The following is a 14,278-nucleotide window of genomic DNA, read 5'->3' on the forward strand; positions in this document are numbered from 1 at the left end:
CATTGTGGACCCACCTGATTCCATGCCGAACTCAGAAGTGAAACACAATAGCGCCGATGGTAGTGTGGGGTTTCCCCATGTGAGAGTAGGACATCGCCAGGCTTTAAATTAAATCTTTAGGTTGACCGACCTAGAGATATGGACGCTCACTTAGTGAGTTGATCACTGCGGAGTGGTAGTTCAGTTGGTTAGAATACCGGCCTGTCACGCCGGGGGTCGCGGGTTCGAGTCCCGTCCACTCCGCCACTTATTCAGAGTTTCAGCTCTTTAAAACTGAAATAGGGGTGTAGCTCCAATTGGCAGAGCAGCGGATTCCAAATCCGCGTGTTGGGAGTTCGAATCTCTCCACCCCTGCCATATACGAAGCCTCAGCAGAAATGCTGGGGCTTTTTTGCGTCTGTTGTTTCTTCGAAGTAATGTTGTGAGCTGGAACGCCAGCCCGGTCTAATCTCCGGAGTGCCGGCTCAGTCCACCCCTGCCATATTTAAGGCTCTAGACTGCGCGTCCCGGCAGAAATGCTAGAGCCTTTTTGCTTTCTATTATTTGGATATTAACCCTCTCTCCAAATGAAAATGCCTCTTTATCTTGAAAATATCATCCTCGATATGCACCTATTTCCTAATGACGACTAGTATGAAAATATAGATCATTTATTTGGAATTGTTATGAGGTTATTTTGTACATCAGCTCTTATCTTTTGTTCGTTTTACGTATCGGCAACCCCATGGGAAAAAGAAAAGAGCCCGACAAGAAATTCAACCTCATCTATCGGTAGTTACGCTAATGGCTGTCTAGACGGTGCGCAGGCTTTGCCAATTGATGGTCAAGGTTACCAAGTGATTCGTCCTCAGAGAGAGCGCTACTATGGACATACAGAGGCCATTCAGTTTATTGAAAGGCTAGGTGTGACCGCGAGCGAACAACTCAACACTAATTTATTGGTTGGTGATATTTCTCTACCTCGAGGAGGGCGCTTTTCGTCTGGTCATTCAAGTCACCAGACTGGCTTGGATATTGATATATGGTTAAGGCTTACTGATAAGAGGCTATCCGAAAATGAACTCGCTGTTCCTAAGCCAATCAGCGTTGTCGATCTTACCAACTACAAATTACGCAAATCGAATTGGACAGATGATCACTTCCAAGTCATTCGCTATGCCGCGAAAGATGAAAAAGTGGTGCGTATTTTTGTCCATCCAGTGATTAAACAAGCCCTTTGCGAACAAGAAGATCCTGATGCCAATGATAGAACCTGGTTAGGCAAAATCAGACCTTGGTGGGGGCACCATTCCCATTTTCATGTTCGTTTAAAATGCCCTAAAGGCAGTTCTAACTGTATCGCTCAAGCAAATCCGCCAAAAGGTGATGGTTGTGGCGATGAACTTGCAAGTTGGGCTCCGCAGACCATTCCAGTTCCTCCACCTAAAAAGGTGGCTAAAACTAAGAAAAAAAAGAAAGTTAAAGTGATGCCGAGTCAGTGTTTGGCCTTGATATCGAATAGGTAATGTATTTATCGAGGTGTTTTACAGTGGTAGTGCCACTGGTTTTCTCGACTCTAAAACTGGAGAAATGTCACACTTTTGTCTAGAGTTTATAAACACGTAATTAAGAACATCGTTTGATATCAAAACAGACGAATAACGACAAGAGCAAAAACAACGATGAATTTGATAATGCTTAGTCAGGGATGGCGTGTTTCTTGGGTGAAAGATGCGGCTTATGTGCAGTATATGAAAATCAGAGTCTGATACCCGTCTATAAAAATTCCAAGGATAAGACAATGACTATGATTTGTGCGAGGGAATTCTCTAAATGGTTAAGACATAGATTCAGTAGTGAAAATGTCGGTATTTCAATTTCTAGAGAAGATATAAATCACCTAACAGGTCGACAGCGATTAGACCCTAGCTTTGTGAATGATGTTCATTATGAACTGATGCAGTATGGAATGGCGTTTGTCACTGATACCAGTCGGGAGCACTTTTATTTGGTACCGGTATCTCAAGCTAAAAACTGGCGAGAACAACTCGAATATCAATTTGAGAAAGAGATGTTCTGCAACATATACCCCATTGAAAAATCGGGTTAAAAAAAAGGTTCAACTTGATGATTAAGTTGAACCTTTTTTCTTTTAGGTCAAGCCTTGAATGATGACAAACTTTTCTAATAATTCGTCGTCAGTTTCAATATGGTTTGGGTCAGTGATTATGCACTTTGTAATAGGGCACACTGACTGACATGTTGGCTTCTCATAGTGACCTTTACACTCAGTACATAAATCAGGATCGATTTCGAAGATACTGTCACCCATCGTGATTGCGCCATTTGGGCATTCTGGGTCACACATATCGCAGTTTATGCACTTGTCAGTTATTAACAGAGCCATTGCTTTCTTCTCAGTAGAGTTTCTAGGTAAAGTTATTTACCTGAAGCGTTACGTGTATCTTGGCCTGCGCTCAAGTTACGCATTAACAAACCAAATTCTAGGTCAAGATCTGCCGGTACTGGAATAAATACAAAGTGACCGTTACCTTTTGCGTCATCTACTGGCTGAGATTTACGGTTCTCCATAACTTCTAATTTGAAAACGATGTTACCTTTTGGTGTCATCATTTCTAAGCTATCGCCAACTAGGAACTTGTTCTTCACTTCGACTTCCGCTAAGTCACCACGGCGGTTGCCAGTGAATTCACCAACAAACTGTTGAGTATCAGAGATAGAGTAACCGTACTCGTAGTTTTGGTATGTGTCGTGAGTGTGACGACGCAAGAAACCTTCAGTGTAGCCACGGTGAGCTAGGCTCTCTAGCGTACCCATAAGGCTCTCATCAAATGGTTTGCCTGCAACAGCATCGTCGATAGCTTTACGGTAAACCTGTGCTGTACGTGCACAGTAGTAGAAAGACTTAGTACGACCTTCGATTTTCAGAGAGTGAACACCCATCTTAGTTAAACGCTCAACGTGTTGGATTGCGCGAAGATCTTTTGAGTTCATGATGTAAGTACCATGCTCATCTTCAAACGCTGCCATTTTCTCTTCTGGCTTGTGTGACTCAGAAAGCAACACGACTTCGTCTGTTGGCTTGCCAAGGCCTAGAGTGTTATCTGGACGTTCAGTTTGAACTTCAACTTCTTGCGCTTCTACTTCTTGAATAGCGACACCAGTTGGATTAGCTTCAACGATTTGACCGTTTTCGTCTTCTTTCGCAGCTTCTGTTTTGTATTCCCAACGGCAAGCGTTAGTGCAAGTACCTTGGTTCGGGTCACGTTTATTCATGTAACCTGAAAGTAGGCAACGGCCCGAGTAAGCCATGCATAGAGCACCGTGAACAAAGATCTCTAATTCAGTCTCTGGGCAGTGCTCGCGAATCTCTTCGATCTCTTCAAGTGATAGTTCACGAGACAGAATTACACGTTCAACACCTTGGGTAGACCAGAATTTTACTGTCGCCCAGTTTACAGCGTTTGCTTGAACTGAAAGGTGGATCGGCATTTCAGGGAATGATTCACGTACCATCATGATAAGACCAGGATCTGACATGATAAGAGCGTCAGGGCCCATCTCAACAACTGGCTTAAGGTCGCGAATGAATGTTTTTAATTTAGAGTTGTGTGGCTGAATGTTACATACAACATATAACTTTTTGCCTTGAGCATGAGCTTCATCGATACCGATTTGTAGGTTTTCGTGATTGAACTCGTTGTTACGAACACGAAGGCTGTAACGTGGCTGGCCAGCGTAAACTGCATCTGCGCCGTAGGCGAATGCGTAACGCATGTTTTTAAGGCTTCCTGCCGGTGATAATAGTTCAGGTACAAATGGTTTTTGTGTAGTCATTGCTTCGTTCTCTAATCTGATCTCAAGTCAGGTTGATACCACCAAGTGATATCAAAGGGGCGCAAATTTTACGCTAAAATGAGTTTGGTTGATAGCCCTAAAGATAACAATGGTATTGCGAAGAGTGTTGTTAGGTGTTGATAAGCGGGGTGGAGAAGAAAACAAGCTCAGATATCGTCGACACCTGAGCTCTAAATCGGAACAATTAAGCGTTAGGTTGAGTTAACCCGCCTAATGATTCAAATAGGTTTGGAAGGAAAACACTGAACTCACCACAAAGTAGAGAGAAATCTGCATCAAAACGCGCAGCTTGATCTTCGCGAGGAATGTCGTCGTTTTCGTCTTTTAGTTCATCACTGAATTTCAGGCGCTTGATGCTGCCATCTTCTGCAAGAATGAACTCAATGCGATCTTGCCAGTTGATCAGAAGCTTAGTCACAACTTTGTTGGCTTCGATGTGGTTTTTAATCTCATCAGCTTCTAGTTCTTGTTTCTTAACTCGAACAATACCGCCGTCTTCTTGGATTGATTTAAGCTCGGCTTCATCGAGCATGGTGATACCTTGAGGCGTATCACCTGATTTCACCCACTCTGTCAGAGTCGTTTCAATCGCTTGCTCTGGAATAGCGGGTACTACTGGCAGGCTACCCATAGTTTTACGTAGTAATGCCAATACATCTTCAGCTTTTTTGTAGCTGCTAGCATCAACCACAATAAAGCCTTCTTTCGGCATGATCAGTGCGTAAGTGAAGTTACTGCGGCTGAAAGCACGAGGAAGAAGATCGATGATGATGTCTTCTTTTAGGCTGTCTTTCTCTTTCTTTTTTAGAGGAGTACCAGACTCTGCCTCAAGCGTTTCTACTTTTGCATTCAATGAATCTTTGATAACAGAAGCTGGAAGCATTTTCTCTTCTTTCTTAGCACAGATGAGAATGCGGTTTTCTGATACATGCGTCATCATATCGCCGTGTCTACCCATCGCATTTACCCAACCAAACTTCTGTTTGTCTTGGCTACCACAAGGGGTAAAACGGAACTCTTCAAGTTGTTTCTCTAGCTGATCTGCGTTGAAGTCTATATCACGATTAAAGCGATAGACGAGGCAATTCTTAAACCACATAAATATTTCTCATACCTTTATCTGAAGACGCTCATCATAGGAGATTTCGATCCATTTGTCTTATACCTGCAATAAAAATTAAAAGTGAAATGTTTGAGACAGTTATATGAAAATTTGTTTTCAAAGGTCACAAAAGTGTCATAATTAAACCAGATAATGCAATGCGTTGATTAAATACTAAGGCTATTCAATTATGTCGAGAAGGATTCTGGTCGTTGAAGATGAAGCACCTATTCGTGAGATGCTGTGTTTTGTACTTGAACAAAAAGGCTACCAAGCAGTAGAGGCTGAAGATTACGATACAGCGGTAAACAAGCTATGTGAACCTTTCCCAGATCTAGTATTACTAGATTGGATGCTACCTGGTGGTAGCGGGATAAACTTTATCAAGCACATGAAGCGTGAAGAGTTAACTCGCAACATCCCAGTGGTGATGCTGACGGCTCGTGGCGAAGAAGAAGATAAGGTGCGTGGTTTAGAAGTGGGCGCTGATGATTACATCACCAAGCCATTTTCACCCAAAGAGCTCGTGGCTCGCCTGAAAGCGGTTATCCGCCGTGTAACGCCTACTGCATTAGAAGATGTGATTGATGTACAAGGCCTTAAGCTAGACCCTGTATCTCATCGTGTTACCGCAAGCGAAGGTCCAGTTGATATGGGACCAACAGAGTTCAAAATGCTGCATTTCTTTATGACTCACCAAGAGCGTGTGTACAGTCGAGAGCAACTACTGAACAACGTTTGGGGTACCAACGTTTACGTTGAAGATCGCACTGTTGATGTACATATTCGACGCCTGCGTAAAGCACTTGAATCTGCAGGTCACGATAAGCTAATTCAAACGGTTCGCGGCGCGGGCTACCGTTTTTCTACAAAGGCTTAATGTGGCTTCGCTACCCAGTTTACGGAGTCCTGAATGGTTGAAAAGTTAACATGGAAAAAGCTGGCTTGGGAGCTGGCTTTTTTTTACGCACCTTGGGTTTTAGTCGGTTGGATATTCGGCTACTTACCTTGGTTATTGCTGGCTGCTACGGTATTGCAGCTCGGCTGGCATCTACATTATCAAATGCGTTTGTCCGCCTGGTTATGGGATGAAAAGCGTTTAACACCACCATCAGGTTCTGGAAACTGGGAATCTCTGTTTAACGGTATTTATCGTATGCAGCAGAGACAGCGCCGTAAAAGAAAAGAACTGACTAACCTGATCCGCCGTTTCAGAAATGGTGCTGAATCCTTACCCGATGCCGTTGTGGTGTTTCGTGGTGAAGGAAACATCGTTTGGTGTAACAAGCTTGCTCAATATTTACTGGGCTTTCGCTGGCCAGACGATTCTGGGCAACCTATCTCCAACTTGATCCGCACGCCGGACTTCATCAAGTACCTTAATAAACAAGATTTCTCAGAGCCGTTAGAGATGCCGTCGCCACTTAATGTGGAGCGCATGCTCGAGCTGCGTATCGTGCCGTATACCGAGGGCGAACACCTCATGGTAGTACGTGATGTTACTCAGCTAAAACAGCTAGAAGGCATGCGTCGTAACTTTTTCGCTAACGTTTCTCATGAGCTACGCACTCCAATGACCGTACTTCAGGGCTATCTTGAAATGACGGAAGATCCAGACATGGTCGTTGGGCCTATGTGGCCTAAGGCTCATGGTGTGATGACCGAGCAGTTGAATCGCATGAACAGCCTAGTGAATCAGCTTTTAACACTTTCAAAAATCGAAGCTGCACCGATGCATGAGCTCGATGAAGTGGTGAATGTTCCGGCTATGCTTGAGGTTCTTGAAAAAGAAGCCGCAAGCCTAAGTGGTGATCGAGAACATAAGCTTGAATTTGATATCGACAAGAGTCTACGAGTTCTAGCTGATGAAGATCAGCTGAGAAGTGCGATATCGAATCTGGTTTATAACGCAGTCAAATACACACCACCGGGCGCAACGGTTAAGGTGCGTTGGTACCAAACCAGTCAAGGGGCGTGTTTGGATGTGTCAGACACCGGAGACGGTATTGAACCACAACACTTACATCGACTCACAGAACGTTTTTACCGTGTTGATAAAGCGCGTTCACGCGATACTGGTGGTAGTGGTCTTGGGTTAGCGATTGTGAAGCATGCGCTTAGCCATCATGACTCACATTTAGAAATTCAAAGTGAAGTTGGCGTTGGTAGCCGATTCCATTTCACGCTACCTAACCGATTGACCGTGTCATGAGTTGTTTGACTCGCAGGATGCGTTTACCCGTCAGCTTATTGTTAACATTTGCTTTGGTTAACCCAGTTCATGCCGAACAGGGTGTCGACTCACTTCCTGATTACGCTAAAGTTCCGGGTATTTCAGGGAGCCTATTGTCTGTTGGTTCGGATACCTTGGCGGGTATGACGACATTATGGATGGAAGAATTCAAGTCTTACTACCCGAACGTGAACGCTCAAGTTCAAGCTTCTGGTTCTTCTACTGCCCCTCCTGCTTTAACGGAAGGCACTGCTCACCTTGGACCAATGAGTCGTCCAATGCGCCTACGAGAAGTCGAAGCGTTTGAAAGAGAGCATGGCTATAAGCCGACAGCACTGAGAGTTGCTATCGATGCGATTGGACTTTTTGTGCATCGTGATAATCCTATTGAAGGGCTCAACTTTCACCAGATTGACAGTATATTTTCAGAGACATTGCGTTGCGGCGCGACTAAGCCGCTAAATAATTGGCAAGATTTGGGCATTGACCAACCGTGGGCAAAACATCGATTCCAACTGTTTGGTCGTAATTCCGTTTCGGGAACATATGGCTATTTCAAACAAAATGCACTGTGCGGCGGTGATTTTAAGAACCGAGTTAATGAGCAGCCAGGTTCTGCATCGGTTGTACAGTCGGTTGCTTCATCAATCAGCGGGATAGGGTACTCAGGTATTGGTTATCGAGTGGCCGGTGTTAAGTTAATTCCTATCGCAGAGTATGGTTCTGATTATGTAGAGCCGACTCGAACGAATATCTTGAGCGGTGATTACCCTCTATCTCGCTTTCTTTATGTGTATGTGAATAAGCACCCAGATAAACCACTTTCTCCTGTTGAAAGAGAGTTCCTCACTTTTGTGTTCTCAAAGCAAGGGCAAGAACTGGTAGAGAAAGATGGCTATTTAGCGATACCGTCAGAGTTCGCTGAGCAAGAATTGGCAAAAATCGGACTCTGATTTAGGTACTATGAACGTAGAAAATTAACGTAGAAACCTAACGTATGAACAGCTTGCTAGCCGCAGGCTGTTTTTATTTTGTTGGCGCATCATTCAAGCTTCAACGACCATCCAGCATCTTGCCAGCGTCGTTGTTCTTCTTTGAGCTCATAATCAAGCAGTTGATTTTCAGCTAACCAGTCGATGGTATCTCCTTCTAAACACCAATTCTCATCTTGCTCAATGGTTAATTTTACATTCGGTATTGGCGATTGGTTTCGCTGTCGATTGAGCAGGATTGCTATCCTCAGTATTCGAATTAACAACGCTATCTGCCCTGTATTGAATAGCGAGAGATCCGGTAAGTCACTAAGCTTAATCGCTTTTCTTTGATAGCGAACTAATGTTGAGATCAGACGCTGCTGCTCAGTATTGAAACCGGGCATAGTCGTATGTTTAAGCAGATAAGCTGAATGGCGGTGATAGCCTTGGAATGCGATGCTTTGTCCCACTTCATGAAGCAATGCAGCCCATCCAATCAGATCATAAAGTTCATTATTTACCGCAGTATTCACCTGAGGTTGCGCTTGTTTCAGTAATGAAAGGGCGAGTGCTTTGACTTTCTGGCCATGAACTACGTCAACATGGTATCGAGAGACAAGCGTTTCGGCGGTTCTTGTTCGAACATCAATATCTTTAAACCGATCTTCCATGTCATAAAGCACCCCTTCTCTTAAGGCACTATCGGAGAAATGCAATTCATTGATGTTTAGCATATCCATAGCTGCTGAAAGAATCGTGACGCCAGCGGCAAACACCGGCTTTCTTTCATCGCTTAAACCTGAAAGGCCTAATCCCTTAGAAGATGGAAATTCACATAAGTGGTTCTTCAAATAGGATAGGCGTTGCGGCGTAATGAGACCATCGGTGAACCCTAAGCCAATGAGTACCTCTTTTATTGATTTGGCGGTTCCTGATGAGCCAAAGGCAACTTCCCAAGAGATTTGTTTGTATTCTTCAATTAATGGCATCAACAGGCGAGTAGCAGAGACATAAGCATCGGAGAAATGCTGTGATGTCAGCCCTCCATCGGCAAAGAAGCGCTGAGTAAAACTGACGCATCCCATCGGTAAGCTACGCATTATTTGGGGTGTAAAGCCTTGTCCTGCGACGATTTCGGTACTCCCGCCACCGATATCAATAACTAATTTAGATTCGGAAGCGGCTTGAGTGTGCTCTACGCCGTTATAGATAATTCGAGCTTCTTCTTGACCTGAGATGATCTCTATTGGAAAAGGAAACAATGGTTTAGCTTGCTCTAAGAAGTCTTTGGTATTTTTAGCCTTTCTTAGGGTATGAGTCGCGACGACTCTGACATCATCAAGTTCAAAATCCGCTAGTCGTTCTGCGAATACCTTGAGGCACTCTAAACCTCGCTCGATAGCGCTTTTGGATAAGAAGTTACGCTCATCCAACCCATCGCCTAACCTCACTTTCTGTTTATGTCTGCTGACTAATTGCAGGTGTTGGTCGAATACTCGGGCAACCACCATATGAAAGCTGTTCGAACCTAAATCGATAGCGGCAATACATCGAGAATGTTTGTTATCAATTAGCGGCATGATTTCTTCTCTTGTTTGTACTTCTTGCGAGCAAGTTTCTCCATACGTTTAATATAGTGGTAAGTGGAGAGTTGTGACGTCGGGTATTCGAGTTGGTTTGCTGGTGCTTCTATGTAAGGGTTGCTCATCGCTTGGTCTAGCACTCGAGCTTTGTTGCTGTCATCGAAATGAAATTCGGTGATATCGATAATGGTTTGCTTGATATTTGGATCTAAAATTGGAGTGGCGACTTCGATCCGATGATCGAAGTTTCGCGTCATCCAGTCAGCTGAAGATATATAGACTTTCGGCTTTCCAGCGTTACCAAAGATCATCACTCTTGGGTGTTCAAGAAAACGATCGACCACACTGACAATCTCAATATGGTCACTGATGTTGGGTATGCCAGGGACAAGAGAGCACATGCCACGAATGACCATTCTCACTTTTACATTGACTTGGCTGGCCTGATAGAGCTTCTCAATGATCGCTCGGTCGACCAAATTGTTGAGTTTTAGAGTGATGCTTGCAGGCTTGCTCTCCATCGCGTTTTGTATTTCATTATCTATCAACTGATACAGACGTTTTCTTGTATTCTTCGGTGACACAATCAGTTGTTTGAACTGTGATTTTTGATAAGGGTTTTCAATATATTTAAAGACTTGTCTCACCTCTTGGGTCAAATCTTCATTCGCAGTGAGCAGAGAAAAATCGGTATACACGCGCGCTGTTACTTCATGAAAGTTACCGGTGCCAATATGGGCGTAATGCGCCGTATGCTTGCCTTCTTTCCGTTTAATGAGCAGCAGTTTGGAGTGGACTTTCAAACTTGGGATGCCATGGATGACTTTTATACCGGCTTCTTGAAGTTTCTTTGTCCACTGAATATTGGCTTGTTCATCAAAGCGAGCTTGCAGCTCGACAACCACTATGACCTTTTTTCCATTGTGTGCCGCATCGATGATTGAGCTAAGGAGTTTGGAGCCTTCTGCAACACGGTAAACGTTTATTTTTATGGAGGTTACTTTCGGGTCAAAGGAAGCCTGCCTCACGAGCTCAGTGATGTGATTAAAGGTGTGATAAGGGTAATGCAACAAGATGTCACGAGCTTTGATCGCTTCAAAATAGTTTGGATGGTGGCTCAAATGGGCGCACTTAATCGCGGGTAATGGGCGATTAACTAAATCACGTCGGTTAAGGCTTGGGAACTCAGAGAAATGTTTGAAGTTGTGGTAGCGACCTCCGGCGATAACACTGTCGTAGTCAGATAGTTTTAGTCTGACTTGTAAGAAACTGAGCATTTCAGCTGGCATTTCTGACTCATAGATAAGACGTATCGGTAGTGCCGTTAAGCGCTGTTCTAAACCTAAAGACATCGATTCTAATAGGCTGCTTTCATTGTTCTCTTGAAGGTCATAATCGGCGTCACGAGTCATTTTTATAGCAAAGCAACGCACTGAGTCATACTCAAAGAACCCTTTAAGTAAGTCATCTAAACAAAATCGAACTATATTATCTAATAAGATCAAAGTAGTACGCTGAGAACCCGAGGTGTCTGGTAATTTAACAAATCGAGGGAGTGCTTCTGATGGGATTTCGAGTAATACGTATTGAGAAGATGCCTCACGCTCGATGTCGATGGCTAAGTAACTTTGCTCGTCTTTCATAATATTGAGCAACTGGCGATCTTCGTTCAAGAGAAACGGAGTTAAATGTGGCAGCACTTTTTTCTTAAAGTACTTTTTGATCCACTCACTTTGCTCTTCGCTGATTTGCTGTTCGTTGACCAAAAAAATACGATTGCGCGCCAGTTCCAACAATAGGTCGTTATACAACTCATGGAATCGAGCATCGAGCTTACTTGCTTTGCTCTGCATTTGAGTGAGTAAGTTTTTCTGCGAGTTGGCAGGTAATTGAGGATCTTGAAGTAAGATCTTTCGTTTCACGTCAGCAAATCGGACCTTGTAAAACTCATCGAGGTTTTTTGAGTAAATACCTAAAAAACGAACTCTTTCGATTAAGGGAACTGACTTGTCGGCTGCTTCTTGGAGCACTCTTTCGTTGAAGGATAACCAGCTAAGTTCTTTTGTGACATAGTCTTTTTCCATCGAGATGATAATCCTTGAGTGCTGTCTATAGAGCTGATTACTTTAATTTAGAATGACAAAATTCACAAAATCTATGATCTTACTTTAAGAAATATGGTCAACAAACTTGTTATTAGTTTCAGTTGTTTAACGTAACTTGTAATATAATTGTCATCTAACGTACATATTATGTCAGTAGCTAAAAAAAGGTAGATAAACAGATGGCTTCAGCCCAATTTTCATTGAAAGAGCGTGACAAAAAAAGATGGTTGAAAGATCGTCTCGTCCGTTTTTCAGTGACATGTGGTGCCGTAAGTGTTCTAGCTGCTCTGGTATTGATCTTTGTTTACTTGGCGATGGTCATTTTACCGGTGTTTTCTGATACTGGTTTAGAGACAGACCAAGCCGTAAAGACCGTTGCTGTAGAAAAGCCTATCGCCTTATCTGTTGATGAATACGGTCAGCATGCATTTACTATCGAAAAATCTGGCTTGGTGCAGTTTTGGGATTTAGAGTCTCAAAATACACACTCTTACTTTGAGCGAAATGTTTTAGCCAATCCTGTTGCCTTCTCTCGAAATACCCCATCAGAAAACTGGTTTGCCTTTGCCGATAGTGCAAGCAACCTTACTTTTTTCTATCCTGAGTATAGTGCGCCTGTGCTGCAAAAGGGCAGTGAAGCCGATCCTAAAATTGAGCAAATCGATCTCCCTGAACCATTTTTAAATGATGAATCGTCAAATGGGACGACAATCGAAAAATTCGCGTTCTCGAAGAATGGACGTGGTATCACGGTTGCCGCTCAGCTAAGTGACCAACGAGTCTTAGTGAAGTGGTACCAAAGTGATGTTACGGGTCAGTATGTTTTTCAGAAGAGCCAATGGTTATCGGATAAGTTGGGCTTGCAGCAACAGTTGTTAGTCACACCTGATGGCCAAACCTTATATCTCCGAGCCCAATCGGATTTAGTGGTTTTGAAGCTATCAGATAGCGGCTTCAATGTTCGTGAAGTGATTGATCTTAGCTTGAATGATGCGAAGCACTCGGTGAAAAGTATCGATTTACTGTCTGGAGCTTATTCACTGTTGGTTACGCATGAGGACGGACAGGTTTCTCAGTGGTTCGATGTACTCAAAGATGAAAAGCGTAGCCTGACCCATATTCGAGACTTCCAACTTGCTGAACAAGTGCAATTTATTTTGCCTGATACTTATAGAAAGGGTTTTTATAGCTTCTATAAGAACGGCACATTACAAAGCCACTATACGACCAGTGAAAAGCTGTCGCTGTTCGAGCGAGCATTTGATAAATCACCACAATTAGCGGCTATGTCTGCCAATGAACTGCATCTGGCGACGCTGATTGATGGCACCATCAGTGTGGCTAAAGTCGACAATGAATATCCACAGATCTCATTCTCATCGCTTTGGCAAAAGGTCTGGTATGAAAGTTACCCTGAGCCACAATACGTTTGGCAATCAACCTCGGCGAACGATGACTTTGAAGAGAAATTCAGTTTAGTACCTATCACGTTCGGTACTATTAAAGCCGCTCTGTTTGCGATGATGTTTGCCGTGCCGGTTGCTGTGCTCGGAGCTATTTACACCGCTTACTTCATGTCTCCACGCATGCGAAGAGTGGTGAAGCCTTCGATAGAACTGATGGAAGCGCTTCCAACCGTCATCATCGGATTCTTGGCTGGCCTTTGGTTTGCTCCAATTGTCGAAACGCATTTAACGGCCGTCTTCTCATTAATGGTGTTATTACCGTTGAGTACATTGTTGACGGGGTTTGTTTGGTTCTGCTTGCCGAAGATGGTGACGAGTCGTTTCTCTAACGGTTGGCATGCCTTAATATTGATCCCGGTATTGGTGATTACGGTGGTGGCCGTCTTTGCTGGTGGAAACAGCATTGAAGCCTTGTTGTTTGGTGGTGATATTCGTACTTTCTTAGCGAGTTATGGCATCGACTTTGACCAACGCAATGCGCTGGTAGTTGGTTTTGCTATGGGTTTTGCTGTTATCCCAACGATTTTTACTATCGCCGAAGACGCTATTTTCTCTGTGCCTAAACATTTATCCGATGGCTCATTAGCGTTGGGTGCGACGGCGTGGCAGACCCTTATTTATGTGGTGTTATTGACGGCTAGCCCAGGTATCTTTTCAGCGGTCATGATGGGACTAGGGAGAGCGGTTGGCGAAACCATGATTGTCTTGATGGCAACAGGTAACACACCAATTCTCGATTGGAATATTTTGGAAGGGATGAGGACGCTATCCGCAACGATTGCTGTCGAACTACCAGAATCAGAGGTGGGTGGTTCTCACTTCCGCTTGTTGTTCTTAGCGGCACTCTTGCTGTTTATTTTCACGTTCGCGGTGAACTCTGTCGCAGAGTGGGTTAGACAAAGATTGAGAGATAAATATCGTGCGCTGTAGTTTTAAAGGTTCACCTCAATGTGTCTC

The 14,278-nt window shown here is 43.7% G+C and carries 11 protein-coding genes, 2 tRNA genes and 1 rRNA gene; 9 read left to right on the top strand and 5 right to left on the bottom strand.

Annotated elements, in window-relative coordinates:
• From rrf to L3V36_RS17875, 5 genes are all read left to right on the top strand, one after another.
• Window positions 1-102, top strand: a 5S ribosomal RNA gene (gene rrf, locus L3V36_RS17855); the annotation flags it as partial.
• A 67-nt stretch (window positions 103-169) separates the two neighbouring features.
• Window positions 170-246 (top strand) — tRNA-Asp (locus L3V36_RS17860).
• A gap of 34 nt (window positions 247-280) precedes the next feature.
• A tRNA-Trp gene (locus tag L3V36_RS17865) sits at window positions 281-357 on the top strand.
• Between the two features lie 308 nt (window positions 358-665).
• A complete protein-coding gene (gene mepA, locus L3V36_RS17870) occupies window positions 666-1,505 on the top strand; it encodes a penicillin-insensitive murein endopeptidase (RefSeq protein ID WP_017095424.1) in 840 nt (279 codons plus the stop codon).
• 275 nt (window positions 1,506-1,780) lie between these two features.
• Complete coding sequence (locus L3V36_RS17875) at window positions 1,781-2,089, top strand: hypothetical protein (protein WP_017095423.1); 309 nt, start codon at window positions 1,781-1,783, stop codon at window positions 2,087-2,089.
• 42 nt (window positions 2,090-2,131) lie between these two features.
• Here L3V36_RS17875 and L3V36_RS17880 read toward each other — a convergent pair whose 3' ends face one another.
• From L3V36_RS17880 to rdgC, 3 genes are all read right to left on the bottom strand, one after another.
• Window positions 2,132-2,386, bottom strand: coding sequence for a YfhL family 4Fe-4S dicluster ferredoxin (locus L3V36_RS17880; protein ID WP_004735061.1), 255 nt, complete (start codon window positions 2,384-2,386; stop codon window positions 2,132-2,134).
• Between the two features lie 32 nt (window positions 2,387-2,418).
• Entirely contained in the window at window positions 2,419-3,837 is a 1,419-nt protein-coding gene (gene yegQ, locus L3V36_RS17885; protein ID WP_017095422.1) for a tRNA 5-hydroxyuridine modification protein YegQ, read from the bottom strand.
• A gap of 205 nt (window positions 3,838-4,042) precedes the next feature.
• Complete coding sequence (gene rdgC / locus L3V36_RS17890) at window positions 4,043-4,957, bottom strand: recombination-associated protein RdgC (RefSeq protein ID WP_004735063.1); 915 nt, start codon at window positions 4,955-4,957, stop codon at window positions 4,043-4,045.
• 193 nt (window positions 4,958-5,150) lie between these two features.
• On the opposite strand from rdgC, the gene phoB reads away from it, so the two are divergent.
• From phoB to L3V36_RS17905, 3 genes are read left to right on the top strand one after another with little or no spacing between them, the layout of a single operon-like run.
• Window positions 5,151-5,840, top strand: a complete 690-nt coding sequence (gene phoB / locus L3V36_RS17895) for a phosphate regulon transcriptional regulator PhoB (protein ID WP_004735064.1) — start codon at window positions 5,151-5,153, stop codon at window positions 5,838-5,840.
• A 33-nt stretch (window positions 5,841-5,873) separates the two neighbouring features.
• A complete protein-coding gene (gene phoR, locus L3V36_RS17900; RefSeq protein WP_004735065.1) occupies window positions 5,874-7,172 on the top strand; it encodes a phosphate regulon sensor histidine kinase PhoR in 1,299 nt (432 codons plus the stop codon).
• A complete protein-coding gene (locus tag L3V36_RS17905) occupies window positions 7,169-8,146 on the top strand; it encodes a phosphate ABC transporter substrate-binding protein PstS family protein (protein WP_102447145.1) in 978 nt (325 codons plus the stop codon). The genes phoR and L3V36_RS17905 overlap by 4 nt, the downstream gene beginning before the upstream one ends.
• A gap of 89 nt (window positions 8,147-8,235) precedes the next feature.
• On the opposite strand, the gene ppx is transcribed toward L3V36_RS17905, so the two are convergent.
• Both ppx and ppk1 read right to left on the bottom strand, forming a co-directional pair.
• The gene (gene ppx / locus L3V36_RS17910) at window positions 8,236-9,747 is read right to left on the bottom strand and encodes an exopolyphosphatase (protein ID WP_102447146.1); all 1,512 of its coding nucleotides are present in this window, start codon (window positions 9,745-9,747) and stop codon (window positions 8,236-8,238) included.
• Window positions 9,738-11,834: a polyphosphate kinase 1 gene (gene ppk1, locus L3V36_RS17915; protein WP_102447147.1), complete on the bottom strand. Its 2,097-nt coding sequence runs from the start codon at window positions 11,832-11,834 to the stop codon at window positions 9,738-9,740. Before ppk1 ends, ppx begins: the two co-directional genes overlap by 10 nt.
• Before the next feature lie 200 nt (window positions 11,835-12,034).
• Between ppk1 and L3V36_RS17920 the strand changes: the two genes are divergently transcribed.
• Window positions 12,035-14,251, top strand: a complete 2,217-nt coding sequence (locus L3V36_RS17920; protein ID WP_017087860.1) for an ABC transporter permease subunit — start codon at window positions 12,035-12,037, stop codon at window positions 14,249-14,251.
• Window positions 14,252-14,278 lie beyond the last annotated feature (27 nt).

Origin of the sequence: Vibrio sp. G-C-1, from assembly GCF_021728015.1 — a bacterium.
Lineage (GTDB): Bacteria > Pseudomonadota > Gammaproteobacteria > Enterobacterales > Vibrionaceae > Vibrio > Vibrio splendidus.

Bases quoted from the DNA above. Each gene is read 5' to 3' on its own strand.
- L3V36_RS17875 (WP_017095423.1), top strand. From the start codon at position 1,781: ATGACTATGATTTGTGCGAGGGAATTCTCTAAATGGTTAAGACATAGA.
- yegQ (WP_017095422.1), bottom strand. From the start codon at position 3,837: ATGACTACACAAAAACCATTTGTACCTGAACTATTATCACCGGCAGGA.
- L3V36_RS17880 (WP_004735061.1), bottom strand. From the start codon at position 2,386: ATGGCTCTGTTAATAACTGACAAGTGCATAAACTGCGATATGTGTGAC.
- L3V36_RS17920 (WP_017087860.1), top strand. From the start codon at position 12,035: ATGGCTTCAGCCCAATTTTCATTGAAAGAGCGTGACAAAAAAAGATGG.
- L3V36_RS17905 (WP_102447145.1), top strand. From the start codon at position 7,169: ATGAGTTGTTTGACTCGCAGGATGCGTTTACCCGTCAGCTTATTGTTA.
- phoR (WP_004735065.1), top strand. From the start codon at position 5,874: ATGGTTGAAAAGTTAACATGGAAAAAGCTGGCTTGGGAGCTGGCTTTT.
- mepA (WP_017095424.1), top strand. From the start codon at position 666: ATGAGGTTATTTTGTACATCAGCTCTTATCTTTTGTTCGTTTTACGTA.
- ppk1 (WP_102447147.1), bottom strand. From the start codon at position 11,834: ATGGAAAAAGACTATGTCACAAAAGAACTTAGCTGGTTATCCTTCAAC.
- rdgC (WP_004735063.1), bottom strand. From the start codon at position 4,957: ATGTGGTTTAAGAATTGCCTCGTCTATCGCTTTAATCGTGATATAGAC.
- phoB (WP_004735064.1), top strand. From the start codon at position 5,151: ATGTCGAGAAGGATTCTGGTCGTTGAAGATGAAGCACCTATTCGTGAG.
- ppx (WP_102447146.1), bottom strand. From the start codon at position 9,747: ATGCCGCTAATTGATAACAAACATTCTCGATGTATTGCCGCTATCGAT.